Raw genomic sequence first — 25,609 nt, 5'->3', positions numbered from 1 at the left:
CATCATAACGCGATTGAGGTGGAGCTCACAGCCCTATGGTTGCGATGGGCCCTCTCGATGACTTGTGGAAGAATAAGAGTCGCTGCAGATTCCCACTCATTTTTAGTAGCTGGTGTTGCTCTCGATGCAGCGCGCGATAGCTTCTTCGTCCCCGGCGTGGGTGATTTCGCAGTTTGCGGTTTCGGCCCCGTTCAGGAACCAGCTCGCCATGAAGTAAAAGAAGACCGCCACCGGGATGCAGAGAATGCCCAGGGCAATACCGCCCCAGGCCATACCGGCTGTCTGCCCATGAAAGCGGGTGCGCGGGTTACGCTTGCGAGCGTGTAAGGCTTTGATACCCAGCACGATAGCTGCCACCGCAGGAATGAGAGCTAGCAGGGCAAAAACGCCCGCCATGAGCACTACAAGCCAGCTCGCCACGCCCACCGATAGAGCCATGACAGCCTGGTAGTAGCCACGGCCTCGCTTGTCACGCACCATTGCCCCATAGGGCCGACGGTGGGCATCAGGCACCCGGTACTGGGTAGGTTCGCCGAGGGTTTCGCAGTCCAGCGCAGGAGGCAGAAGGACGCCTGTGCCCGCGGGTGCTTGCGACTGGGGGTATGCGGGGGGCTGGGTGCTCACGGCGTCCTCTTTCTTCCTAAAACCATTGGCCCGCTACTGGGCCTTATCCTATGGTCAGCTTACCAGCACCGTCACCTCGTAATCTAGGCAACAGTCCCGCTTCTACTCACCGCATAGAGGCGAAGAAACGGGGCTGGGACTTGCTGCTACTCAGAGAACTAGGCGGTAACAGCTACCTTTTTCGGAGCAATTTTGAGCAGAGCGGCACCGATAAAACCAAGCACAACTCCCAGTCCCATGACCAGGGCTGATACACCAAAGGAAACAACCGAGGTGAAGAGAGAAGCGCGCAAGAAAGAAGCGTCCATCACCAGGTTGCGGCGGGTCTGAAGTTCTTCTGCGAGCTGGTTGCTCGCTGCAACCCACACGGTGGCACCTCCAATCAGCATGACGATGGCGGCAAGAATCGATACAAGCCCGGCAAGGCATGACATGGTAGCCCTCTCAAGAAATGCTTCAGACTGAATCACCTACACTAAGAGCACCTTTCAGGGCCATATCGTGCCGCAGCCACATTAGTTCGATACAGACATCAATGTCATTCAACCTACAGCCGGTGATCTGCTCAAATTTCGCGACCTTATTCCGCAAAGTATTCTCGTGGATATAGAGAGCCTGGGCAGCATCACGATAACTACGGCCATGCTCCAAAAACGCCCACACATACATCAGCAGGGCTTCACCGCCGCCACGATTCTCCCGCAGAGGCACCAACAACCCTTGTTCTACAACATCCCCCAGCCAGGGAGCACACGCAACCGCTAGGCGCCAGCCCCGGCTACGCACATCAAAGCAACCTACGCTGCCCGGTTCTAACGAAGCCAAGACGATTCGCGCTTCTTCCAGCGATGCCGCCAGATTACCCATGTGAACAGGACGCCCAAGAGCAAAAACTCCACCGCGAAGCTCCTGCCAGCCACCCGCTCGGGAGGTGGCAGCGTCCACACTCTCCAGCACCGGAACCACACCCACCAGACCTCCCTCAACGTCATCAGCAAGAGCCGGCGCATGCAACGACGAAAAAGCTCCTTCAATCCCAGATACCCAATCACATGGCGCAAACCCGCGCCCCAAAACCACCTGATACTCTTGATCGCCAGGTAACCCCAAACCACTCGAGCGAACCTGCTGTTCCGCAGCGCTCAAAGACCCCTGGAAAAGACGAGTCAAGAAATCTCGCTTTTCAACCCCTCGTCGCTCAGATTCGGCAAGCTGCGCAGGCTCATAGTCACGAGCAACCTGAACCATAAACCACTCACCCACTTCCCAGATCACACCCATCGCCCGCAACCGCTCCTCAAGAGGCAAGCCAGAATCATCCGCCATTTGCGCCAACCTACTCTGGGTTGCAGATAGAGCCAAACGGTGCGCCCTCAAGACTGAAGCCAAAGAAACCCCCTGCAATTTTCGGCGCGGAGCAACCGCATAAAGGCTCCCCGCCCCCTCACCCAACACCTCGTCAACAGAAGCAGAACTACCCAAGCAGGCTATAGCCGCATCAAAAACACCGGCTACGCTCTCAACTAGCTCCTCGCGGGGCACAGCACGATACTCAGGAAGCTCATCAACAACAGCACCAACCGCCCCCACCACCAGGGCGTCCTTTTCCACCGCTAAAGACTGCAGCAATACATCCAGCCTAATGTAAGGTATCTCACTCATATCACCATTGTAGGAAATTACACACAAGCACAACATGTAATGAAAAAACCTACATTGCCATGATGTAAATCACATTATTACTGTTAGTGGAACGCCTACCGCACCGGGGGCGTCCGCACAAACAACACCAAGGGAACCCAAGATGACAGAAGCTATCTTCAAAGCAGAAAAGGTGATGCAGCCTGTACGTACCACAAAGCAAAAGCGTAAAGCCTTTATCGGGGCTGTCGCCGGGCACCTCATCGAATGGTACGACTACGGTGTCTACGGCTTCGTCGCCATCTACGTAGGCGCTGCTTTCTTCTCAGCCAACACACCGGCCGTAGCCCTGCTCGCCTCCTTCGCAACCTTTGCGCTTTCCTTCTTTATGAGGCCCCTCGGTGGCTTCGTCTTCGGCCCGCTCGGTGACCGCATCGGACGCAAAAACACCATGGCCCTGGTCATGTTCCTCATGTCGGGCTCTACCTTCATGATTGGCCTGCTCCCCACCTACGAAACCATCGGTTTTGTAGCCCCAGCTCTACTGATTCTGGCACGCTGCCTTCAGGGGCTCTCTGCGGGCGGTGAAATCGGCACCGTCACCTCCTACGTCGCCGAATACGGCGGTCCCGAACGTCGCGGCCTAGCTACCTCTCTGCTCATGACCATCGCAGTCTCAGGCCTTATCTTAGGCTCCATCGTAGCCAACGGCCTTGCCTCAATCCTGGGCGATGCTGCCATGCAGGAATACGGCTGGCGCATTCCCTTCATCATTGCAGGCCCGCTCGGCCTCATCGCAGCTTTCATCCGCTCCCGCCTAGAAGATACCGCCCAGTTTGAGGCGATTTCAGAATCCGGCCATCAGGAGAAGCGCCCCATCCGCGCCACCTTCCAGTGGAAACTCAACATCACCCTGGTCGCAGGCTCTATCGCCCTGCTGGCAAGCATGTTCTACCTTATTTTGACCTACTCCTCCACCTACTTCGTCAAGGATCTAGGATTCTCAGCTAACACCCGTTTCTGGTTCATCACCATCGGCGGTCTAACGGCAGCCTCCCTCATGCCCCTGGGTGGCCTGATTACCGATGTATTCGGCCGGCGCTGGTTCCTCATGGCAACCTCTGCGCTCACCATACCCGCACTCTACTGGTACTTCACCACGGCCCCGGGCTCAACCCCGTCCGAAATCTTCCTGCCCTTTATGGTGATTTGCGTGTTCTTTGGCCTCTACTCTTCAACCCCCTACGCGGTGATGAGCGACCTGATTCCCACGTCCATTCGCGCCACCGGCATTTCTATGGGCTACAACATTCCCGTTGCGGTCTTCGGTGGCTCAGCGCCCTTTATCGCAACCTACCTGGTGAATACCACCGGCGATATCACCTCGCCCATGTACTTCTTCATCGGGTGCGCGGTTCTCTCGTTCCTTGCCGCAGCGTTTACCACTCAGAAAAACTATCAGCGGGTACGTGATGCCGATGCTGACCTCATGGAGAAGGTTGCTACTTCATCTATCCCCACGGTAGAGCCTAAGAAGTAACGCCAACTCGCGGAGACACAGAAAAGGCCCTCCGCCCGGATTATCCGGGCGGAGGGCCTCAATACTGTGGAGATGCGGGGAATCGAACCCCGGTCCGATGTGGCGTCAACGGGTCTTCTCCGTGCGCAGTTTGTGAAAGCGGTGTTTTCGGCTACCTTGCTTGCGCAAACACTTACAAGGCCTAACCTAGCCGTATAAAAGTCCCACCCGGCCCTACGACAAGGACGGGCAGCAGTGGCCTTTTAAACTGATGGTAGGGGCTGAGCCAAAGGCAAGCTCAGGCTACCAGACTGCATCGCTGGGATTATTAGGCAGCGAGTGCGAAGTCAGTGCGCTTAGATACTGCACTTATTTTTTTGCAGAGGGCGTTAACGAGATAACCCTGCGTCCTCGGCACGCTTCATCCATCTCAACTCACATCGTCGAAACCGATCATCCCCATATTCTTTTATCAAAGAACGCCAAGCTAAGCGTTTTCCAGTGCTCTTTCGAGTCGCAACTCATCGGTGAAAGACACCGGCCCAATTAGCTCGGATGTACCAGTCTACCAGCTGGCTCTCCATGCTGTAAAGAGCCAGCTGGCAGGTTGATTAGACGTTGCTGCTTGAATCTGTGACGTCAAGGCCCAGCTGCTGGTTAATGCACTGTTCCATGAGAACCTCGTCCTGAGAGTAGGCCATGCACTCACCGAAGGCTGAGAAAATCCAGCCGAAGAACACCAGCATTGCCAGGGAAATAAGAATGCCCAGGGAGCTAAATACGATGCCGGTGATAGCCAGACCCTTGCCGCCGCCACCGGTCTTGGTCTTGCGCAGGGCAACAATGCCCAGCACCAGGCCAACGATACCCAAAATACCGCCTAGAATGACCCAGCCGCCCAGGAAAGATAGGATACCTAGAATCAGCGACGTAATGGCTAGGCCCTTAGGTGCTGAGGCTACCTGCTGGCCGTAAGCGTCATACCCGTAGGACGGGTAGCTGGCAGGCTGCTGGCTGTAATCTGCTTGGCCGTAGGTAGGCTGTGAGTAGTTGGGCTGTGTGTAGTTAGGCTGTGAGGAAGCACTGTTAGCCTGCTGGCTATAGTCCCCGTTTCCCTGCTCTGTAGCACCTGAGCTGTACTGCCCGGGCACGTAATCGCCGTAGGGGTTTTCCTTGTTGTTTCCGGTGGTCATTTCTCTCCTTCGAGTAGTTTCTTATCCCAGGTTCTTATAGCGCATAGCGCGCTGGGCTTCGAGGTTGTCCTGGCGCTCACGCAGGGCCTGGCGCTTGTCGTAGTCGCGTTTACCGGTGGCCAGGGCAATTTCTACCTTGGCTCGCCCCTTGCTGAAATAGAGCTTGAGAGGCACGACGGTGTAGCCGCTTTCCTTGAGCTTCTGAGCGATTTTGTTAATTTCGCTGCGGTGCATGAGCAGTTTACGGCGGCGACGGGCAGCGTGATTAGTCCAGGAGCCGCGCCCATATTCAGCGATATGGATACCCTCTAGCCACAGCTCATTGCCGTACATCTGGCAGAAGCCGTCAGTAATTGAGGCTCCCCCATCGCGCAGGGATTTAACCTCGGTGCCCATAAGCACCAGCCCTGCCTCCCAGGTTTCTACGATGTTGTAGTTATGGCGAGCGCGGCGGTTGGACGCTATGGTGTGGTTATTCGGGTCTTCTTTCGTTACTTTTTTCTTAGCCACGATTATTCTTCGTTCTTTCTTTTCTGTCGTTCTGCCGCGCGCCACCGCACGCCGGCGTCGATGAAACCGTCGAGTGCACCGTCGAATACGGCGCTGGGGTTTCCCTCTTCATAGTTGGTTCGTAGGTCTTTGACCATCTGGTAGGGGTTGAGCACATAGGATCGCATCTGGTCGCCCCAGGAGGCTTTGACGTCACCGGCAAGTTCCTTCTTTTTGGCGTCCTCTTGCTCTTTGCGGAGCAGGAGGAGGCGGGATTGCAGGACGCGCAGTGCTGCGGCTCGGTTTTGTAGCTGGGACTTTTCGTTCTGCATGGAGACCACGATGCCGGTGGGAATGTGGGTCATACGGACGGCGGAGTCTGTGGTGTTCACGGACTGACCGCCGGGCCCAGATGAGCGGAAGACATCGATCTTGAGTTCAGACTCGGGGATTTCGATGTGGTCGGTCTGCTCGATGAGGGGGATGACTTCCACCGCGGCGAAGGACGTCATGCGTTTGCCCTGGCTGTTGAAGGGAGAGATGCGCACCAGACGATGGGTTCCCGCTTCAATCGACAGGCGCCCGAAAGCGTAGGGGGCTTTGACCTCAAAGGTTGCTGATTTGAGACCGGCTTCTTCGGCGTAGGAGGTATCCATCACCGTGGTGTCGAATCCGTTTTTCTCGGCCCAGCGCAGGTACATGCGCAGAAGCATCTCGGCAAAGTCGGCGGCATCCACGCCACCGGCTCCCGCTCGGATGGTGACGACGGCGTCGCGCTGATCGTACTCACCCGAGAGCAGGGTGATTACTTCGAGTTCTGCTAGGCGCTTTTCGATAGCGTGCAGTTCGGTTTCTGCTTCGGCAAGGGTGTCGGCGTCACCCTCTTCGTCGGCGAGTTCTACCATGACCTCAAGGTCGTCGATAGCCTGACTCAGTTTAACGAGCTTATCGAGTTCGGCCTGTTTGTGGGAGAGCTGCGAGGTGACCTTTTGGGCGGCGTCGGGGTCGTCCCAGAGATCGGGGGCGCCGGCTGCTTCAGAGAGTTCTGCGATGGTAGCGCGCAGCTGCTCAACGTCGCTGACCTCTTCGATGGAGGCGTAGGTTGAGCGCAGGGTTTTGATCTGGGCAGAAAAATCTAAAGTAGCCATGACTATTAACCCTAGCTGAAAACGATGGTAAGCGCCCGGTTTTGCCCCTGTTTTGCGCTGACGGGGCAGAGCACTTCTGTTCTAGTCTTGGGTGGTGATGACGCGCGCCCGGCCGGTAACGGTGATATCGATGCCGTCAGGTAGCACAACGGAAAGTAAGGGCGGGTGGGCCCTAGCTGAGAGAGTGATTACCGCGGTGTTGTTCCCCGACGCCCCGGTTGCGGGGTTTAAGGTGAGGTGGGAAAAGTCGGCACCGGCGCCGCTTTCTTGCAGAAAGGTGTGAGCGGACGCCTGCACCCCGGCGCTAGTGAGAGTCACCTGGGCCTGGGCCTCCCCTACCGCTGTGATGCCCTCAATGCGCTGAGCGGCAGACGTCGCTGCTTGGTCGGCTAGAGCCTGGAGACGCTGTCTTTCTAGGTAGACGGAACTTACTCCAACGACGGTGGAAGCAACCAGCAGAAGCACCAGGCACAGCCCCACGATGAGTGGAAGGACGCTGCCCCGCTCGGCCTCGCTCACGGTTGCATCAGGGCACGGTCTCCGCTGAAGCTGCGGCTGTCTAATCTGTGTCATGAGTAGTCTCCTCCCCAACTCACAGCCTGTGAGGTCATAGTGGCAAGAGTCGGTGCCCCTGGCCAGGGCACCAGAGGCAACCCGACCTCGACGGTAACGTCCACCGACATCCGCTCCCCCGCAGCGCAGACGTCCTCGCAACTCAACGTGGCGGTAACGGTGTTAGCGTCTAGACCAAAGTCGCCAGCTGTTAGCGCCGCAACTGTTTGAACAGCAGATTGGTTACGTTGCTCCGGTGGCAGAAACTGAATCACCTGTAAAGCATGAGAGCTGGCATTAGATGCCGCAAAAGCAGCCGATTGCATAGCAAAAACTGACAGTAGAAAATAGACTGTTGGAACCATCAGTAGGGCACCCAGACCAATAAATTCAACCAGGGCACTGCCCTGTTCAGGGTGGTCTGCTTTTCGCGTTTCTACAGTTTCATCTCTGAACTTATCGCTGTACCACAGCATGCCCGCTCACCTCCCACTGGGCTGCTGCCCCAAAAGGCCCGAGCAGGGGAACCGGGGCGGTCACGGTAATCTGCACAGCTTCTACTCCCTGCCATTGGGTGATGGAGCTACTAATCGTCGTTGAATACCGGTCAGGAAGAACTGAGTACAGCAAATCACGCGTCCGTTCCTCCCCATCGGCAGGTTCCCGGTCAAGCATGGCTCCGTAACGTGCCCCCTGAGAAGCCGCGTCCTGCAGCACGTTACGGGTAAATAGGGCAAAGGCAACCTGCAAAACGCCTAGAAAAAGTAAGACAACTAAGGCAGATACCATCACGAACTCCGCCGTTGCATTACCTCTCTCCTCATCAGGGGGCGCTGCTCTCACGAGATTCTCCTAGCGGTTAATCATTGACATTGCGTTATTGAACATATTGACGAGAGCGTCCTGGGCAACCACCAAGATAGCGGCCACGAGTATAGCCGACATCATCGTGATCATCACCCAGCCAGGCACGTCCCCGCGTTCAGGGTCGTCCTGGCTCGCCAGCGGAGCAAAAATACCGAGTAGGACCTTGAGGTAGGTGTCGGTGATGAGCTTCTTCATAGGATTCTCCTTTGAATAGGGTGGGTGGGTATGGACTGCCCGCAAGCGGGCGGGATTAAAAATTGAGGTTTAGAAGAGAAAGACCTGGGAACATCGCAAAAAGTACGGTAAGGGGAAGAATCAGAAAGACGACGGGGGCCATCATTCCGATTTCTTTCTTTCCGGCCGTCTCCATCAGTTCTCGTTTGGCGTTGTCACGCACATCTTGTGCCTGGGCTCGCAGAACATCTGCCAGAGGTGTGCCGCGCTCGATAGCTACAACCAGACCGTCTACAAAACGAGATAGGGCTGCCACCGACGTCCGTTGTGAGAAGCTTTGCAACGCAAAGACCAGCGATTCGCCGGAGCGCGTCATCGCAAGGATGGTCTGAAATTCACGAGAAAGCTCGCCCTGCGAGCTACGCACTACTCGTTCAAGCGAACCGATGGCTGATTCGCCCGCAGTAACGGACAGGGCCATGAGCTCTGCCAGGGCAGGAAATTCAGCCAGCATGGCTTTCTCTCGTTTTGCAATCTGCTGAGACAGCCAATAGTCACGAGCAAGGAACCCGGCACAGGCGCCTAATACAATCAGGAGGATTCCGGGCACAAGGTTTACTTTTCCCTGGGCAAGTCCCACAGCTACCAGACAGATACAGGACGCTGTAGCCACGAGACTCCACAAAACCTGTTGTACCCGATACTCAACAACCGTCAGATGCCCGCCTAACTGGGTAAGGCGTTTTTCAAGTGATACCGTATCAAAGCTAGACCTACCCAACCCACGGTAAACTTTTTCGACCCAGGGGGCGAGAAGGGCCGCACTTGCGCCGTACACCCCCTCAGGCAGCGTGCTATACGGCGTATCTGGGCGGTTCTTCTTCAGCTCCGCGGCACGAAGCTGGGGCGCTATACGGTCAGCAAAGCTCTCGCGGCGCTGGGTCCAGATACTCGAAAGCACCAGCCAGATTCCTGCCGCTAGGAAAAGGCCGAGGAGAAGGGAAAAGTTCATGCCAGTACCCTCTTCTCTTCTGGTAGGACCCCGATACGCATCATCAGCCTGTATGCAATAACGGTCAGAGCTAGGCCGCTTGCGAGCACCACAAAACCTGCAAAGCTGTTGTAAATTCTGATAGTGCTCGGCTGGGTAGCCATAAGGCCCAAGACCACCCAGGGGGCAACACAGGCAAGACGGGCGGCATTGACCGTCCATGACTGTCTAGCCTCAAGTTCAGATCGCGTTCTGCTGTTTTCACGCAAGAAAGTACTTAATGTGCCCAACAGGCGACCTAAATCAGTTCCGCCTACCTCACGAGTGACTTTGAGAGCTTCAATGATGTTGTCAGCGGTGGGGTCGCTCAAACGGTCCTTGAGACGGTTGAGGGCTGGAAGGAACTCACCGCTAGCACGGTAATCTGAAGCAAAGCTAGAAAAAGCCGGACGCAGGGGCTCAGGCCCCCGGTACTGAAGCTGCATGAGGGCGTCCGGAAGCGACAACCCTGCACGGATTGCTGACCGCAGGTGGTCCACCGCATCGGGCCATAAATCCCGCAGCTGAGCCTGCCGCTGAGTAGCCCGGTGTTTGACCACCAGGCGGGGGCCAAAGAACCCAACACCCGCAGCGAGTACAGCCAGAGGAACGAGTGAGGTCAACGCGAAGGTCAGCACCATTGCAACAAGAGCAGCTACAGCGGAAACCATATAAAACATAGATACCGTGAACTTTTCTAGGTCTGCCTGGCGCAGCAACTGTTGTATCGCCGGAACCTTTCGTTCTTTTTTCTCCCTGGCGGGGAGCTCCCAAAAGGATATATAGATTAAGAGGGCACCAATACCGAACATCAGCCCGAATAAAGCACTCATGCCAGCGCCCCATCACAGTTGAGAAGGGTCTCGGGGGCGAAGCCAGCGCGAATGAATTTCTCGGGTGATGGCACTTCTGAGGCCACACATACTAGTTGGTCTCCCTCTCGCCTAAATAGGGTACTGGTTTCAATCACCCCGTTTTCGACTCGGTTGCCGACAGCGAGGATTTCTCGCACCTGCCGTTTACCGCGCAGATTACGATCACAGTGAACTACCAGGTCAAAGCAAGAAGCTACCGTGGGAACAACAAACGAACTTGAAATGTTATCGCCCGCCAAGAGGGGAAGGGTACACATCTTAGTAACTGCATCGCGGGCAGAGTTAGCGTGGATAGTGCAGAGCCCCGGGAGCCCGGAATTGAGCGCAATGAGCATATCGAGGGATTCAGCCTCACGTACCTCACCGATGATTAAACGGTCCGGGCGCATTCGTAAGGCTTCTTTCACCAAACGTCGAAGGGGAATCTCGCCGTGGCCCTCTAGGTTCGGCTGACGACACTGCAAATTCACTACATCACGAAGCGGAATTTTCAACTCAAAGATCTCCTCGCAGGTGATAACGCGTTCTCTCATCCCGATCGATGCCGATAGACAGTTCAACATAGTTGTTTTGCCAGCCTGAGTAGCACCAGAGACCAGGCAATTTAACCCGCTGGCCACGGCTGCATCTAAAAACTTTGCAGCATCCGCACTCAGGGAACCTAGCTTCACCAGGTCACTGAGCCTAGTAGCTCTAGCGATAAACTTGCGGATATTGATAGCCCAGTGACGGCGGGTAACATCCGGTATAGCGACGTGAAGCCTAGAACCATCAGGCAAGGAACTATCGACAAAAGGCGTACTCAAATCAAGGCGCCGCCCCGAAGTCTTGAGCATACGCTCTACCAGAGCACGAATTTGTTCTTCGCTGAGGGTCAACCCGGTTAGTTCAGATTCCCCAGCGCGAGCCACAAAAATCTCGTCCGGCGCATTGATCCAGATTTCTTCAACAGAGCTATCATCCAGATACTGCTGAATCTCACCGAAACCGCACACCTTATCGAATAGAGAGCTGATCAGGGCATCAGCATTCTCAAGCCGTGGAACGGCTCCACGCAGCATCTGACGTTCATAGTCCGCGATTGCCTGCTGAATCAGTTCTTTGGCTTCCCCCTGCTGTACGAGCGGGTCAATACTGCTTCGGCGAATCAAATCACGAACGTCCGCCTCAATTAAAGCCTCCGCTTGCATCTCAGGCATCTGTCCCCCTTACGCTCCGTTGCGACTGGTCGTTGAATTACCAAACAAGATACAGATGATTAGGCAAAACAATCAACCATACTCAACGCATCCTGTGGATAACCCAGGCACAATCACCGTCACCCCACCCATCTCTTTCACACAAACCCCTGCCTGACAAGGTCTTATACCCCGAGGTCAACTTTTTATCCACAGACCTTCAGTTCACCCCCTCAAAATCGTAATGTTTTGACACACAACTAGTTACTGACTAGTAACAACGCACAAAAATACCCACAAGCTATCTAGCTTGTGGGTATTTTTGGGGAAGGCTCCCCTAGTGGGATTTTGCCCTCATGAATTCAATCGCTTCGTCGATAGGACCATCGAACTGCTTAGAACCATGGTCCAGGACCACTCCGCGTTCACAAATCTTCGCCACTAAATCAAGGTCATGGCTAACCACAACCAGGGTTTTCCCTTCAGCGCTCAGATCTCGAATCTTAGCAATGCATTTCTTCTGGAAGGGCTCATCACCCACAGCCAGAATTTCATCCACCAAGAAGATCTCCGGGTCGGTGTGCACAGCCACGGCAAAAGCCAGTCGTAGGTACATACCCGACGAATAGAACTTAACCTCGGTATCGATAAAGTTGCCGATTTCGGAGAATTCAACAATTTCATCAAACTTTGCTTCAATCTGTTCCTTACTCATCCCAAGGATGGCAGCGTTCAGGTACACATTGTCACGCCCGGTCAAATCGGGGTGAAAGCCTGCTCCAACCTCAATGAGCCCCGCGATGCGTCCGCCGGTCAGCACCTTACCTTCATCCGGGTGCATCACACCCGAAATCAGCTTCAGCAGGGTGGACTTGCCTGAGCCGTTATACCCCAGCAGGGCAACGCGCTCGCCTTCGCGGATGTCCAGGGAAACCCCGTTAAGAGCATTGAACTTCTCGTTCAGATCTCCCTTACGGCCCTTCATCAGCCAGACAAAGGCCTCCTTCATCGACCGAGTATGGCGCAGCACAAAGCGCTTCACTAGAGACTCAACCTTGATAACCACAGGAGCATTATCTGCCACGGGTGGTAAATCAAACTTCTTGATATCCACGTAAATCAGAGCTCCTGGGCGAAATTGCCCTCTAGCTTACGGAAGAGTAAGTCACCGAGGAACAGGGTCACGAGAGAAACACCCAGGGCAACAGGTACCCACAGGGTAAGAAGATGCGGAGGAATCTGCGAGGTAGGTAGAGCCAAAGCCTCTTCAGACAGGGTAGGCATCCAGAAAGCATAGTGGAAGAGCTCAACAGCAACGGTAAGAGGGTTCATCAGATAAACAGTGATAACCCACGAGTACAGAGTATCTCGCACCATAGTCCACGAATACAGCACGGGTGAGAACCATGTGGCAACCATCAAGAGCATATCCACAATGTTTTCCGAGTCCCGGAAGAACACATTGGCTACGCCGAAAATGAGGCCTAGTCCTGCTGAGAAAACCATAATGATCATCATGGCAACAACCGCAGCACCTAATTGCTTCAGATCAGGACTCCACCCAGCAAAAAAACAAGCTATCAGCAGCACCACAATCTGGGGCACAAAGTGAATTAAAGCTACCCAGATCGTAGAGACTGAAAAGAGTTCTCTCGGAAGATAAATCTTCTTAATAAGTGCCCCATTCACGACCATTGCCTTGGCACCGTTACTGAACCCTTCAGAGAAGAAGTTAATAACGATCATTCCAGAGAACAGATAGATAGCGTAGTTCTGCATGCCTCTTTCAAGGCCTAGGAATAATCCCATCGCAATATAGAAGACGCCAAACTGTACCCCCGGCTTGATGTACGACCAGAGGATACCCAAGACAGATCCGCGGTAGCGAACCTGAATTTCTTTATCGACAAGTAGCCTTAGAAGGTAACGATTTTGAAAGACATCACGGAGCCCCCTACCGCGACCAGGAGGGGAAAGAGGGTGAGTTACTTGTTTATTCATCGGGTCAGCTCAGACTCCGTATGCTTCTGGAAGGTTTTAGCCCAGGCATCATAGGATGCTACTTCAGCAGCAGCAGAGCGGTACTGGTTTCGCAAATCAGCCCAGTTTTTAAAGAGCTGTGCATGCAGTTTTGAAGCACGAGCCAAATTTTCGCGCAGCTTTTTGGGATCACGCTGATACCAGAAGACACCGGTGCCTTCTGCGTTAGTGACAAGAAGCGAATCGAACTTGGAAACAGTCCACCAACGATTTTCTGAGTAGTTCAGCTGAATCTGAGGATTTGTTTTTGCCAGATCATCAACAGGCTTAAAGAGCTGACGTCCCACGGTAGAAATAGTCCAAGGAATCAGTTTCTGGTAGCCAGGCGAACTAAAGTTACGGCGCCCCTTGAACGGAGGTTTAGTTGTCTTAGGCTGCGGGTAGTCATCGAGGTTCGACTTGAGCTGGGCGTCCTTGAAATCCTTCACCTTACCGCGGATTATGGGTAAGCGCTCACTGAGCGAAGGGTGCAGGTGCGTAGGGCCAGACAGCAGGTCCTCGATAGCCATGAGACGGCCTTCTTCGGTGTAGTACTGCATGGAGAGAGCATGCTTAACATCTAAGAAGAGCGACTCGCGTAAAACTGATCCGCCCTTTTCAAAGGGAGAATGAATTAAAGCCGTGATGAGTCGATTACGTTCGTGGAAGTAAGCCTGCCAGCCGACGGAGTCGTCCTTATCCTGCCACGATACGTGCCACAAAGCTGCGCCTGGGAACGATACAGTCGCGATTCCTGCTTCCTTAGCGCGAAGACCGTACTCAGCGTCATCCCACTTCAGGAACAGGGGAAGGGATAGCCCAATCTTATTGATAACTTCGGTCGGGATAAGGCACATCCACCAGCCGTTATAGTCAACGTCTACTCGACGGTGCATCCAGTGGGTGCTACGCAGGTTATTTCTACCGAGGTCGTGACCAAGCGACATGTCTTCGTGCGGTTTATCGTAAAAGGTACGCCAGGGGTTTACAACTTCGCCGAAGGCGTGCAGAACCGAACGGTCGTACATATCAAACATATGACCACCGACGATAGTGGGGTTCTTACAGTAATCAGCAAAAGTGATGAGACGCAGAATCGACTCGGGTTCAACGACGACGTCGTCGTCCAGCAGCATGACGTAATCTGAACCATTGTTTACTGACTCAAACATGCCGCGAGCGAAGCCACCAGAACCGCCCAAGTTTGCCTGATTAATGATGCGGAACTTACCCGCAAGAGGAGCAACTACTTCTTCAAAGTCCGGGTGGTCCTGCACCTTCTCGGTACCTTGGTCAACAATCAGAATCTCTTTAACAGTCTCGAGAGCATCAAGGTTATTGCCCAGAGAACGAATGTTGTCGATGCAGTACTGTACCTTATTCATAGTTGTAATCTGTACAGTAGCTTTACCGCCAGCCTCTCCCAGGCGTGGCTGAATATCACCAAGCCAGTCCGCTTCAACCAGGGTGAGGTCGCTCTTGGTAGCAGTAAGGTCAAACCAGTACCAGCCGCCATCTCCAAAAGGAGCTAGCGTCAGGTCGAAAGTTACTGTTTCTGCGCCTTCAAGTACTTTGGCATCAACACGTTGAATTACGCCACGGGCATTCGATTTATAAACCACGACCATGCCCGCACCTTCAGTGGTGATTCTCAGGGTCACTGATTTCAAATCAGTCCACCGTCTCCAGTACGAAGCGGGGAAAGCATTGAAGTAGGTTCCAAATGAAACAGTTTTACCTGCTGCTAGGTGGGTTGAACGACGACCTAGAACATCAGAAGTGGTAGCTACAGGTCCTGCTGCGTTTTCGTTTTTTAGCTCCTGCTGGGCGGCCGCCTTCTCGATGGTTTTGGCCGCGTCTCCATCCAGACGAGTGGGAAGTTGCACGCCGGTTGCGCTACCGCTGTCGATGTACAGAGGTATGACGTCGGTTTGGACTGCTTCGGGGAGGATTACCCGCTGAAGTGTTTTCATATCAGTCATATTTTTCACGCTCATTCTTTAGGCCTCGATTCCGCCAGATACCAGCTTTTCGCCCTTTTCGAAGTGGGGGCGGAGCTTGTTGTCGAACATGGAGAGTGCAGCACCGATAGCCATGTGCATGTCAAGGTACTTGTAGGTGCCCAGGCGTCCGCCGAAGAGCACGTTCTGCTCTCCGCCAGCGAGTTCGCGGTACTTGAGGAGCATTTCGCGGTCAGCGCTAGTGTTGATGGGGTAGTAAGGTTCGTCGCCCTTTTCTGCGAAGCGTGAGTATTCGCGGTGAATGACGGTAGCGTCCTTGGTGTAGTCACGCTCGGGGTGGAAGTGGCGGAACTCGTGGATGCGGGTGAAGGGGTGGGTTGCGTCGGGGTAGTTCATGACGGAGCAACCCTGGAAGTCTTCGATGTCAAGGACTTCTTCTTCGAGGTCGATGGTACGCCAGGAGAGGTCACCTTCGGCGTAGTCGAAGTAGCGGTCTACGGGGCCGGTGTAGACAACGGGGACCTGGCCGAGAACCTTGGAACGTGAGTACTCGTGGCCTTCTTCGAAGAAGTCGGTGTTGAGGTGAACTTCGATGTTGGGGTGGGCTGCCATGCGCTCAAGCCAGGCAGTGTAGCCGTCGACGGGCAGGCCTTCGTACTTGTCGTTGAAGTAGCGGTTGTCGTAGTTGTAGCGCACGGGCAGGCGGGAAATGATGGACGCGGGCAGGTCAGCGGGGTCGGTCTGCCACTGCTTTGCGGTGTAGTGCTTGATGAAGGCTTCGTAGAGCGGACGCCCGATGAGAGAGATCCCCTTATCGTTCAGGTTCTTGGGGTCGGTTCCTGCGAGTTCACCGGCCTGCTCCTGGATCAGGGCCTTGGCTTCTGCCGGTGAGTAGGCGGCGTTGAAGAACTGGTTGATAGTGCCCAGGTTGATGGGCATGGGGTACACGATACCGTTGTGGTTGGTGTAAACGCGGTGGGTGTAGTTGGTGAAGCCGGTGAAGCGGTTGACGTATTCCCAGACGCGTTCGTTAGAGGTGTGGAAGAGGTGGGCGCCGTAGCGGTGAACTTCGATTCCTGTCTTCTCTTCGTTTTCGCTGTATGCGTTACCGCCGATGTGATGACGGCGGTCGAGCAGGGCTACCTTGAGGCCAAGCTGGGTAGCAGCTTGCTCTGCAATGGTGAGGCCAAAGAGGCCAGAGCCTACGACTACGAGATCAGCGTTCACTTAACTTACTCCTTGTTAGGGGTTGCACAGCTATCGTGGGGAGTCTGGCAACCGTGCTCTGCTACTACAGCGTAGAAGCTTAACTTCGGCGTGTTCCTTGCGCGCAAGGTAAACACAGTTAATAACAAAAGTACCGGATATAGTCGGCTACTACCCGCTAACAGGCTGTAAAGATCGTGTGATTATTCCCCGGTCTTCCCCTGTGCTAGTGCTGTGTGCAGAGGAACCTCAACTTTTTTCGCGGAAAGACAGAAAAACAATGGTGAGAGTTTGTTTTTCCGTTTTGTGCCCTTGCAATGGCAGGTCTCCAGAACTTAGGTAGCTTTATGAAGCTTTTAGTGCGCGTCCAGCAGCCACCGGCGGGATCTTACCGGACAGTGGAGTTTGATTATTCACCCGGCACAACTGGGGTAGATATCCACCGAGAACTCTCTAATGTGTGGGGTAGCGATAATTTCAGTTGGGGTGTTCAGGGGCAAGATATCAGGGAGCTTACTCCCGGCCAGCCGCCCTGGACTAGTGGTGCCCAGCTCACGGTGCTGCCCCTTGCACCCCATGCAACCGTTCTCCCGTTCCCAGATGAGAAGGCCCTGTTTACCTTACGTGTGGTGCACGGGCCAGATTCTCATTCTCAGTTTCCGCTGTCTCGAGGTAGCTGGGAAATTGGTAGGCAGGCCTCCCTGCTCACAATCGACGACCCAGCGCTTGCACCGATTGAGGGCTTCCTAGAGGTGACGGCTAGCGGTGTGTATTTCTCGGATGAGGGCTCCCACCGCAAACTTGAGGTAGGGGAAAAATTTATTCTGGGTGGGAGCGTCCTTGTGCTTGACCAGTATGAGTACCGCGCTCCCCTCTTTCGTGACCCGGTAGTTCAAGACATTGATGCTCCCGCCCCTAAGTCCAAGCTGCTACTGGTAGCAACGATGGTTCTACCTCTCATTGTGGGCCTTCTGATTGCCTGGTTGACCCAGCTGTGGCTTGTTCTTCTCATGGCCTGTGGGTCCTCACTCTTAATGGGACTTCACGCTTTTTCTCAGGGGCGCGAAAGATCCTCTGTGCGCCGTCAGATAACGCAGCTTGCTCGGGAGGAAGAGGACGCTATAGCCCGCTACCGCGGGGCTGACCAGGTTGATGCTGATACAGGCATCGTGATAGGACGCGGCACCCGGCCAGTACGAATTAGAGGCAAGCAACGTGAGCTAGGGAGCCTCCCTGAAGTCCAGGGAGCCCCTTATGTCATAAGCGTAGAAGAACTTGCGCCCCTAGTCTCTGGGCTTCCTCTTTCGACCCAGCGTTTAGCCCTCTGCCAGCTCTTGGCTCAGAATCAGCCGGTCTACCTTCTTGTTCAGGAGCAGGAGGCTACTTGGTTTTTGCGTCTCATTGACCCGCTTCTTGCAGCAGCAAACGTGTGCACGGTGTCTCTTGCAGAGCTCAGTAGTTTAGAAACAGGTTTTTTGGTGTGCTCCTATCTGCCGCCGTCCTTACCTCCACAGCTTCTCCCCTTTCCCTTAGCCAACAAAGGGCTTCATAAAGAGCCTGCAGAGCTCTTTTCTCAGTCAACGAGCTGGCATGACGTCGTTTTAGACGGAATCAGCGAAGAGCGTTACTGTGCTCTCCTGGCGAGTTGGGGAAGAGTCACTACATCCTCTCTTCTCCAGAGAGTTAGCGTTGCAGCAACGAATACTTCTCAACTACCTGCTTATGCTCTCCCTGAGCTGCCGGAGGGTAACCAGCCGGGGAATCTATGGGCAGAAGAGATCTTTCTGTATGCGGGGCTAGCCTGTGAAAGTAACGATGACCTAAAACTCGGCCTTGTGCATCATGGCCCGCATTTTCTCTGTGCAGGGACTACAGGTTCAGGTAAGTCCCAGCTTCTTCGTTCCCTGCTATGGTCTGCAGCCCTCAGCTACCCGCCTCAGCGTCTTTCCTTCGTCCTCATAGATTTCAAAGGTGGTGCTGGTTTAGGCCCTCTAGCGTCTCTACCCCATTGTGTTTCGCTCATCTCTGACCTTGACGCGTCTCAGCTAATGCGCACTATGAAGTTCTTGCGGGCAGACCTTACCCACCGCAAACAGGTCTGGAAGCAGTTGGGCGTCAGTTCCTATGACGATTATATCGACCTCTGCAGAAACGCCCGCACAGCGCCTGATTTTCCGGAGCTAATTATCTGCATCGATGAGTTTCGCATGCTTGTCGATGATTACCCAGACATTATGAGCGAAATGATGAAGATAGCTACGATTGGCAGGTCGCTGGGTTACCACCTCGTCCTAGCTACCCAGCGCCCGCAGGGAGCAATTTCTCCCGATATCAGGGCAAATATCTCAACAGTGATGTGCCTTAGAGTAAGTTCTGCCCAGGAATCTTTCAATGTTCTAGGCTCGGAAGAAGCTTCTCATATCTCTGCTAGCTTCCCGGGGCGGGGCCTTCTACGGAGTGCAGATAATGAGATGGTTGAGTTTCAAGCTCCTTTAATCACGGGACTTTACAGGCAAGAGCACCAAGGACGATGCCGAGCACGTTTTGTGCTCGATTTGCCTGGTTCTCAGGAGCCCACCGATTGCCAGGCTCTGAGCGATGCAGAACTCGATACCACCAATACGGCTATCTACCAGGCCTACCAGAATGCACATCAGCTACCGACCTATCAGCCAATTCCGGCATCACTCTCAGCTCCTTGCCATACAGATTTGCCGGAGTCTGCTGGCCCCTTTACCTTATTGCTCGGCCAGTACGAGATAGCAGAACTAGGGTTTCAAGCCCCCTTTATCTGGTCGGCGGAAGATGGCCCAATTTTAGTACAGGGAGGCAGCAACGAGTGGATACCTGCGCTTCGGGTAACCCTCCTTCAAGCTCTCACTCAAGGGTACGCCGTATTATGTCTTACGCCGTCAGAACAGCGCGCACGAGAGATACGCAGCTGGGGCAAGGAATACGCAGAACAGTTTGACGTCTTTACCTACCAGGATTCCAACTATCTTCAGCACCTTCTAGCCTGCTGCACAGAAGCCCCAGGACCGGGCCAGCTCCTCATCATAGATACGCTAGAAACACTGCTAGATACGCTCCAACGGTACCCGGCTGCAGAAGCTCACCTGCAACAGATTCTCGACTTGGGTGATCACCCAACAGTTCAGGTTTTCTGCACTTCAGTAACAGGTGTACGAGGTAAGTACCAGCATATCTTTGAGCACACCTTCATGACTCGAGCAGCTGTTGAGAATGACCCTCTTCGTACCCACACTAGGGATTACACCCTGCCGGGCAGCGGGCAGTTTGCGATAGAAGGAAAGGTTATCTACGACTCCTCAGAAGGAAAAGTACAGGCAGGCACACTTGCTTGGACAGAGCTCAGCACTCCGCTAGCTGGCCCAAAGACCGGTGCTCGGCAAGGCCCTAACCACCTATTAAGGGGCTCCCACCGATACTGGCTTTCCTGGCGTCCGCTCCCCTTGCACTCCCCGGTCAGCGCCCTCCCGTCAGCAGCCAAGCCCCACGCCGGCGCGCTCGCCTGCGGAGTACTCAGGGACGGCTCGGTAGCTTTTACCCCGCCTTTGCGAGGTGGATTTATCAGCGTCAGCGGCCCGAGGGGATCCGGAAAAACGAGCCTACTTAAGACCCTCGTCCAAGCTAATCCTGAGCATTTCTTCATTGTTATCTCGTCGGATACCGGCACCACAGCAGAAGATATCAGTCAAGCTCTTGCACGGAGCGAGAGCCTGGGACTCCGCCCCATTCTGCTCATCGACGACCTTGATAAGCTCAGCCACGATATACAGCAGACAATACTGGCCCAGAAAGAAAAGTTTGGGTCTGTTGTCGTGACCTATACTCCCTGGCCGCGGTGGAGTAGCTCACCGATTCTTGCTGCCCTCAGCGGTACCTCTACGGGTATCGTGCTTACCCCTCATAGCTCCGCAGACATGTCCTTCTACCCGGGCGTACCTCTCCCCCTTGACCTTAAAACTTACGGCCAGCTCCCGGCAGGGCGGGGAGTCATGATTGATCACGCAACTGTCACGGCTTTTCAGGCAGCCTTACCCGATGAACAGGTTACCGGGAGGAAGGAGCCAGATGCTCAAGAGTAGAGCGGGTAAAAAGTAGCAGGATGACAGCTCCGCTTATGCCTACCGTTGCTAGCCCTACCAGGTAATCTCCACCCAGAGTAGTTTGAACGCCGATGATGACCGCGAAGAGTTGCCAAACAAGCACGAGAGGTTGCCCAAACCGCTGCGCCTTCCACACGGCAACAGCGCCCACGGCGAGAGCCAGGGCAATAATGAAATAAAAGGAGGCAATAACTGACGCTCCCCCAATATCGGCAGAAGCGAAAGTCCCGATGAGAGCAGTAACCACTAGATACAGGGCCTGAAGGAGGCTCAGCCCGACCAAGATTTTCACGGGAATTGGAAGGGCTGAAACGCTAGAAGAAGCCACGTTTATCTCATTTCTCTATGTACTAAGAAAGGGTCTCCTATCTAGAATAGGCACCCGGGAGTGTCACCTCTCACCCCGGCACCCCTTTATGCGCCCGCCTGTGACATTTACCTCAGGGCTGCAAGCAGATTTTCATTCACAACCCCCTTGTATGACGCCCCATATCGTGGGAAAGTTATTGAGGTTCAAGTTTGGCTCCTTCTAGGAAAGGGGCCAGATTTTTTTGTTAGTTGCTGAGCTGCTTTTGCCTCAGCTTTAATCCGGTAAACCCTATAGGAGAGCATGCTAATGGATTGGCGTAGCCGTGCTGCTTGTCTTGAGAAAGACCCTGAACTCTTTTTCCCCGTAGGAAACACCGGGCCCGCCCTTCTTCAGATTGAAGAAGCTAAGAATGTCTGCCGCAGCTGCACTGTGATGGATACCTGCCTGCAGTGGGCTATCGAAACAGGCCAGGATTCTGGTGTGTGGGGCGGTATGAGTGAAGACGAGCGTCGCGCTATGAAGCGACGTGCTGCCCGAGCCCGCAGGGCCTCATAGTAGCAACTTCATGTAAGTGTTCTTTAGGAGGGGCGAACCGGTGTACCGGTTCGCCCCTCCTTTTTATGCGGCTTTCCTTTAGCTACACGATGGCAGCTTCAATTGTCACCAGTGTTCCGCCTTCAGGAGCAAGACTCCAGTGAATAGTACCGTTGAGCTCGCTGGCTACCAGGGTTTTAACAATTTGAGTCCCTAGACCGGTTCCGCTGCCAGTTCCCTCTAGCTCTCTAATTTTTTCGGCGCTGATTCCGGGGCCGCTATCTTGAACCGTCACGATAATGCTGTGCTCTTGCCCTTCTGAGTAGCGATGCTGGCAACCAAGGGTTACGGTACCGGTTTCTCCAGCTAAACCGTGTTCTACCGCGTTAGCCACAACCTCATTAATAACGAGGGCAAGAGGGGTGGCAATTTGGCTGGGTAGCTTCCCGAAAGATCCCTCGATCCGGGTGGCAACGTGCTGCCCTGGCGAGGCAAGCTCTGCAGCAAGCCTAAACTGTCGGCTAATGAGGTCATCGAAGTCTACATCCTGAGTTAGCCCCTGGGAGAGGGCATCGTGCACCAGCGCGATAGTGGAGACACGGCGCATCGCCTGTTCCAGGCCTTCCTTCGCTTCGGGGGTGGTCATGCGTCTCGATTGCAGACGAAGCAGGGCTGAGACTGTTTGGAGATTATTTTTAACCCGGTGGTGGATTTCGCGGATAGTAGCGTCTTTCGACATCATTTCTTGCTCTCGGCGACGCAGCTCGGTGACGTCGCGGCAGAGCAGCAGGGCCCCGTAGCGTTCTTCACCCAGACGTGAAAAATGGCGCAGGGGGATGGCACGGAAGGTGACGTTTTTGCGGTTGGCTTTGATTTCTGCGCGCCAGGGCATGCGCCCGGTAAGGACCAGGGGTAGGGTTTCGTCCGCCTTCTCACCGGCAGGTAGCAGGGCCCGGGTGATATCGAGTAGGCTCGCACCGAGCATGTCACCTGCGTAGTTGAGACGCTTGTAGATAGACAGAGCATTAGGTGAAGCGTAGGTAACCCGTCCGTCCGTATCAAGCATGACCAAGCCGTCGCTCACACGGGGGTTGCCGTGGGCCGTTCCAACAGGGGCGGAGAACTCGGGCCAGGCACCGCGCGAGACCATCTGTAGAAGATGGTGGGAGACATCGCGGTAGACCCTCTCCGCTTTCTGGCGCTTTCGGGTACCCAGGCTCTCGCGGTGGACCGACAAGAGGGCTACGGGTCTGTCATTGCGTATTAGCGGAATGAACTCGGTGTCAAGGACGATATCGGTGAGGTTGTGCTCGTCATTGAGGGTCTTGGGGGTTTGGCTGTTCCAGCTTGCAACCGCCCGCTCGCAGAGGGCTGGGTCGAGCTCTTTGCCGACCCAGTCGGTGTGAAAAACCGTGTGGGTGGTGGAGGGGCGAATCTGGGCGAGGTTGATGAACCCAGCAGACGCCGGCAGCGGCTGGGACAGGGAGAAGTAGCCCTCGATGGTGTCGACTTGAGGCGCCCAGAGCATGAGGTCGCAGTAGCCGGTATCTGCAATGATTTGCCACTCGTTAGTGAGCAGGTGGAGCCACTCGATATCGCCCGGCCCGTAAGCGCCGGTGCGCATAAGGATTTCAGTGAGTGACAAGGGGGCCTCCTGGTGGTCTGGGCGGGGTGGGTTAGGAGCGGGGGCGGCGGGTAAATCGCACCCAGGGCTTCTTCTTTTCTACCATGCTCGGGCTCGGAGGGGGCGTTAGTGATGGGGCAGGTTTTCCGATCCCTAGGGTATTTCGGCTGGTGTCGGCGAGCGCCTGTAGCTGGCGGGCCAGTTCTGTTTGTGGGGCTGCTTCAAGAATTGTTGTTCCTGCTAGGCGGGCTTTATCAGCGCTTGGGCTGTCTTCTGGTAGCTGGGCTGCTATGGGCAGGCTGGGCCCGAATCGCTCCCAGGAGTGTTCGAGGGCGGCCTGGGCAGATGGGCCTAGGGCCTCGGTGCGGACGCGGTTGAAGACAATGCTGATTCTTTGATCAAAGGCTGGCCCAAGTACCTGGCTAAGGGTGTCGTAGGCTTTGATAAGACGCGGTACGCCTACAAGGTCTGCTAGGCCAAGAGCTATCAGGTGGTCAGCTCGCGCCAGGCTGGTCAGGGTTGCGTCGTTTCGTTGGGGAGTCAAACCGTCAAAGCTTAGGGCTGGGTCTTCTTCAAGGCAGAAAGAGGTATCGATAACTACCAGGTCGTATGTTGAAACCAGTGTATCGAGTACGAGGTCGAGAGCGTTTGAGCGTACCTCTACCCAGCGATCTGGTCGGTTGATGCCGGTGATGATGTCGAAGTAGTGGGAGCGGTGCGAGACGGTGTGGGTAAGTTCTTTGAGCTGTTGCTGGGTTATGCCTCCACGGTCTGCGTGGTGGCAGAGTTGGGCGAGGCTTGAGTAGTCATCAGTAAGGCCTAGAGCAGCTCCCACGGACGCCCCGTAGGTATCTGCGTCCACCAAGCAAACCGAGTACCCTGTTTCTGCGTAGGCTGCTGCCAGGTTGATGGCCAGGGTGGTGCGTCCCGGTGAACCGTAGGGGCCCCACACCGCTACTATCTTCCCTTCCGCAGGTGAGGGGGCAGGAGCGTCCTGCTTTTCGTCACCCCTTATGGGGTGACTTTGAGCCGGGGCGGAGAGGGCAGGCTCCTCGTTCTGAGCCTGGTTGGCCTGCTCACCGGTCTGCTCTGAATTCAGCAGGGTATCGACGGCCTTTTCGATCTCGCTAACGATCTCTGCGGTATCGGCTAGAGAATCAATCGGGTGGATGCCTTCTATAGGTGGCTGGGTTCCCTGGTCATTGACAAGACACACTGCCACCTCAAGGTGGTGCAGAGATTTAACCATGGAAAGGGTGAGTTCTTCTCCCCCGGTCACGATCAGCACAGCGCGGGCAAGGCCGCTTTGGGCAAGTCCCAGCATTTCACCGATATCGTGCACGTGCCTGACCACGCTCACCTGGCCACGTTGAGACTCAATGGCTGAAACGAAACGTCCGCCCTCATCACCAACAATAACGATAGGAACCTGCATTAGTTCCCTCCCGGTGCGTAGGCCGACGGAACCAGGCTGATGACCGCTCCCTTGCTGGTGGCACCGAGGACTGTGGGCAGGACGTCCTGGTTTACCCACAATTCAACAGCCGAACGGCCGGTTCCTCCAATCACAGATTCTTGGGCCGTTACAGAATGCACCTCGGCTGATTCTGCGATGACCACGGGATCACCGTACGAGTTGGCCCCCTCTGTTTTGTAGGCAACCCAGATATCTACCCGATTGCCAGGAGCATATTCGGCTACCGCGTACTGATCAAGTAGCAGGGTAACGAGCCTGCGCCCGTCGCTTACCTCGGTGGACAGCGACCGGGGTGAGAGAAGCTCCCCCGCAGCTAGCGGACGGGTAGCTACCGACCCGTCAGCGATTACTTGCTCCGCCGAAAGGTAGAGACCTGCTGATTCACCTAGCTTGACCTGGGCAGTTGTCACGTTATCGGTGGTAATTTTTTCGCCGATACCGATATCTTTACTGGCAACATAGTAGGGCTGAGTCTGGTTGGTAGCTCGGATAAGGCCGACGACGCCCAGAACCGAGAGAAGAATAATTAGGACGCCCGCCAGCAGCTTAGGGTCGCGGAACCCCGGCTTTCTGAAACGGGGAGCAAGATTTTCTTGAGCCATCATGACACCTCTTTGAGTCAGGAAGTTTTCCTCGTTGACAGCAGTTTCCCTAATCAGAACATCAATTTCAAAGATTGCACGTATTTTTGACCAAGGTTACGCAAAATCAAGCAAGTTATCCACAGGCCTTGCTTCTTCTATCAAGGTAGTTCAAAATGCACTAAACTAAAGCAAAGGATCCCCCACCTACTCCCCCGTTTCAGAAGGAACCAGATATGGTTGAACAGCGCTTTCTCACCCTGACCGACGTCGGTGAAATTCTCAATATATCCCCCAGCCAAACTCGCGCCCTGGTGCGCTCAGGGGAGCTGAAGGCCATCCAGATTGGCGGCAGAAACCAGTGGCGGGTTGAAAAGAGCATGCTCGAAGCATATATCAGCGAGCGCTATGCGATGACCGAAGAAGCCATTCGGGCCGAGCAGGCCGAACGAGCCGATATCTCCTAAAACAGACTGT

25 protein-coding genes and 1 other RNA gene are annotated in these 25,609 nt (G+C 54.9%); 4 read left to right on the top strand and 22 right to left on the bottom strand.

Going from position 1 to position 25,609, the window contains the following annotated elements; all coding sequences use genetic code 11:
* Window positions 1-102: 102 nt before the first annotated feature.
* From L6963_RS06120 to L6963_RS06110, 3 genes are all read right to left on the bottom strand, one after another.
* Entirely contained in the window at window positions 103-624 is a 522-nt protein-coding gene (locus L6963_RS06120) for a DUF4190 domain-containing protein (protein WP_237207148.1), read from the bottom strand.
* A 158-nt stretch (window positions 625-782) separates the two neighbouring features.
* Window positions 783-1,058: a hypothetical protein gene (locus tag L6963_RS06115; RefSeq protein ID WP_237207149.1), complete on the bottom strand. Its 276-nt coding sequence runs from the start codon at window positions 1,056-1,058 to the stop codon at window positions 783-785.
* A 22-nt stretch (window positions 1,059-1,080) separates the two neighbouring features.
* A complete protein-coding gene (locus tag L6963_RS06110; RefSeq protein WP_237207150.1) occupies window positions 1,081-2,286 on the bottom strand; it encodes a PucR family transcriptional regulator in 1,206 nt (401 codons plus the stop codon).
* A gap of 142 nt (window positions 2,287-2,428) precedes the next feature.
* Between L6963_RS06110 and L6963_RS06105 the strand changes: the two genes are divergently transcribed.
* On the top strand, window positions 2,429-3,805 hold the full coding sequence (locus L6963_RS06105; RefSeq protein ID WP_237207151.1) for an MFS transporter: 1,377 nt from the start codon (window positions 2,429-2,431) through the stop codon (window positions 3,803-3,805).
* 64 nt (window positions 3,806-3,869) lie between these two features.
* On the opposite strand, the gene ssrA is transcribed toward L6963_RS06105, so the two are convergent.
* From ssrA to glf, 15 genes are all read right to left on the bottom strand, one after another.
* Window positions 3,870-4,245, bottom strand: a transfer-messenger RNA (tmRNA) gene (gene ssrA, locus L6963_RS06100).
* A 150-nt stretch (window positions 4,246-4,395) separates the two neighbouring features.
* Window positions 4,396-4,977: a DUF4190 domain-containing protein gene (locus L6963_RS06095; protein ID WP_237205065.1), complete on the bottom strand. Its 582-nt coding sequence runs from the start codon at window positions 4,975-4,977 to the stop codon at window positions 4,396-4,398.
* Between the two features lie 21 nt (window positions 4,978-4,998).
* Entirely contained in the window at window positions 4,999-5,493 is a 495-nt protein-coding gene (smpB, locus tag L6963_RS06090; RefSeq protein ID WP_135012007.1) for an SsrA-binding protein SmpB, read from the bottom strand.
* Window positions 5,490-6,614, bottom strand: a complete 1,125-nt coding sequence (prfB, locus tag L6963_RS06085; protein ID WP_237205064.1) for a peptide chain release factor 2 — start codon at window positions 6,612-6,614, stop codon at window positions 5,490-5,492. The genes smpB and prfB overlap by 4 nt, the downstream gene beginning before the upstream one ends.
* A gap of 81 nt (window positions 6,615-6,695) precedes the next feature.
* Entirely contained in the window at window positions 6,696-7,133 is a 438-nt protein-coding gene (locus tag L6963_RS06080) for a pilus assembly protein TadG-related protein (RefSeq protein WP_237207152.1), read from the bottom strand.
* 50 nt (window positions 7,134-7,183) lie between these two features.
* Complete coding sequence (locus tag L6963_RS06075; protein WP_237207153.1) at window positions 7,184-7,642, bottom strand: hypothetical protein; 459 nt, start codon at window positions 7,640-7,642, stop codon at window positions 7,184-7,186.
* A complete protein-coding gene (locus L6963_RS06070) occupies window positions 7,623-8,009 on the bottom strand; it encodes a TadE/TadG family type IV pilus assembly protein (RefSeq protein WP_237207154.1) in 387 nt (128 codons plus the stop codon). Before L6963_RS06070 ends, L6963_RS06075 begins: the two co-directional genes overlap by 20 nt.
* A gap of 9 nt (window positions 8,010-8,018) precedes the next feature.
* The gene (locus L6963_RS06065) at window positions 8,019-8,228 is read right to left on the bottom strand and encodes a hypothetical protein (protein WP_237207155.1); all 210 of its coding nucleotides are present in this window, start codon (window positions 8,226-8,228) and stop codon (window positions 8,019-8,021) included.
* 55 nt (window positions 8,229-8,283) lie between these two features.
* Window positions 8,284-9,219, bottom strand: coding sequence for a type II secretion system F family protein (locus tag L6963_RS06060; protein ID WP_237207156.1), 936 nt, complete (start codon window positions 9,217-9,219; stop codon window positions 8,284-8,286).
* On the bottom strand, window positions 9,216-10,070 hold the full coding sequence (locus tag L6963_RS06055; protein WP_237207157.1) for a type II secretion system F family protein: 855 nt from the start codon (window positions 10,068-10,070) through the stop codon (window positions 9,216-9,218). The genes L6963_RS06060 and L6963_RS06055 overlap by 4 nt, the downstream gene beginning before the upstream one ends.
* Entirely contained in the window at window positions 10,067-11,302 is a 1,236-nt protein-coding gene (locus L6963_RS06050) for a CpaF family protein (protein ID WP_237207248.1), read from the bottom strand. The genes L6963_RS06055 and L6963_RS06050 overlap by 4 nt, the downstream gene beginning before the upstream one ends.
* Before the next feature lie 325 nt (window positions 11,303-11,627).
* Window positions 11,628-12,404, bottom strand: coding sequence for an ABC transporter ATP-binding protein (locus L6963_RS06045; protein WP_237207158.1), 777 nt, complete (start codon window positions 12,402-12,404; stop codon window positions 11,628-11,630).
* Between the two features lie 5 nt (window positions 12,405-12,409).
* Window positions 12,410-13,291, bottom strand: coding sequence for an ABC transporter permease (locus L6963_RS06040; protein WP_237207159.1), 882 nt, complete (start codon window positions 13,289-13,291; stop codon window positions 12,410-12,412).
* Complete coding sequence (locus L6963_RS06035; protein ID WP_237207160.1) at window positions 13,288-15,291, bottom strand: glycosyltransferase; 2,004 nt, start codon at window positions 15,289-15,291, stop codon at window positions 13,288-13,290. The genes L6963_RS06040 and L6963_RS06035 overlap by 4 nt, the downstream gene beginning before the upstream one ends.
* Before the next feature lie 18 nt (window positions 15,292-15,309).
* The gene (glf, locus tag L6963_RS06030; RefSeq protein ID WP_237207161.1) at window positions 15,310-16,497 is read right to left on the bottom strand and encodes a UDP-galactopyranose mutase; all 1,188 of its coding nucleotides are present in this window, start codon (window positions 16,495-16,497) and stop codon (window positions 15,310-15,312) included.
* 326 nt (window positions 16,498-16,823) lie between these two features.
* On the opposite strand from glf, the gene L6963_RS06025 reads away from it, so the two are divergent.
* Window positions 16,824-20,585: an FtsK/SpoIIIE domain-containing protein gene (locus L6963_RS06025; RefSeq protein ID WP_237207162.1), complete on the top strand. Its 3,762-nt coding sequence runs from the start codon at window positions 16,824-16,826 to the stop codon at window positions 20,583-20,585.
* Here L6963_RS06025 and L6963_RS06020 read toward each other — a convergent pair.
* Window positions 20,551-20,934 (bottom strand): hypothetical protein, encoded by a 384-nt coding sequence (locus L6963_RS06020; RefSeq protein WP_237185398.1) that lies wholly within the window; start codon window positions 20,932-20,934, stop codon window positions 20,551-20,553. The genes L6963_RS06025 and L6963_RS06020 overlap by 35 nt on opposite strands.
* A 288-nt stretch (window positions 20,935-21,222) precedes the next feature.
* On the opposite strand from L6963_RS06020, the gene L6963_RS06015 reads away from it, so the two are divergent.
* On the top strand, window positions 21,223-21,471 hold the full coding sequence (locus L6963_RS06015) for a WhiB family transcriptional regulator (protein WP_135013289.1): 249 nt from the start codon (window positions 21,223-21,225) through the stop codon (window positions 21,469-21,471).
* 82 nt (window positions 21,472-21,553) lie between these two features.
* Here the strand turns inward: L6963_RS06015 and L6963_RS06010 are convergent, their stop codons facing one another.
* Genes L6963_RS06010 through L6963_RS06000 form a run of 3 tightly spaced genes read right to left on the bottom strand, consistent with a single transcriptional unit; the run spans window position 21,554 to window position 25,156 of the window.
* Window positions 21,554-23,095, bottom strand: coding sequence for a sensor histidine kinase (locus tag L6963_RS06010; RefSeq protein ID WP_272878952.1), 1,542 nt, complete (start codon window positions 23,093-23,095; stop codon window positions 21,554-21,556).
* 31 nt (window positions 23,096-23,126) lie between these two features.
* Window positions 23,127-24,509 carry an AAA family ATPase gene (locus tag L6963_RS06005; RefSeq protein ID WP_237207163.1) on the bottom strand — a complete coding sequence of 461 codons (1,383 nt, stop codon included), beginning with the start codon at window positions 24,507-24,509 and terminating at the stop codon, window positions 23,127-23,129.
* Window positions 24,509-25,156: an SAF domain-containing protein gene (locus L6963_RS06000; RefSeq protein WP_237207164.1), complete on the bottom strand. Its 648-nt coding sequence runs from the start codon at window positions 25,154-25,156 to the stop codon at window positions 24,509-24,511. Before L6963_RS06000 ends, L6963_RS06005 begins: the two co-directional genes overlap by 1 nt.
* 212 nt (window positions 25,157-25,368) lie before the next feature.
* Here L6963_RS06000 and L6963_RS05995 point away from each other — a divergent pair, with 212 nt between their 5' ends.
* Window positions 25,369-25,599 carry a helix-turn-helix domain-containing protein gene (locus L6963_RS05995; protein ID WP_135011335.1) on the top strand — a complete coding sequence of 77 codons (231 nt, stop codon included), beginning with the start codon at window positions 25,369-25,371 and terminating at the stop codon, window positions 25,597-25,599.
* Window positions 25,600-25,609 lie beyond the last annotated feature (10 nt).

The organism is Rothia nasimurium, assembly GCF_928392795.1.
Classification (GTDB): Bacteria; Actinomycetota; Actinomycetes; order Actinomycetales; family Micrococcaceae; genus Rothia; species Rothia nasimurium_F.
This window is presented reverse-complemented; position numbering and strand designations above follow the sequence as displayed.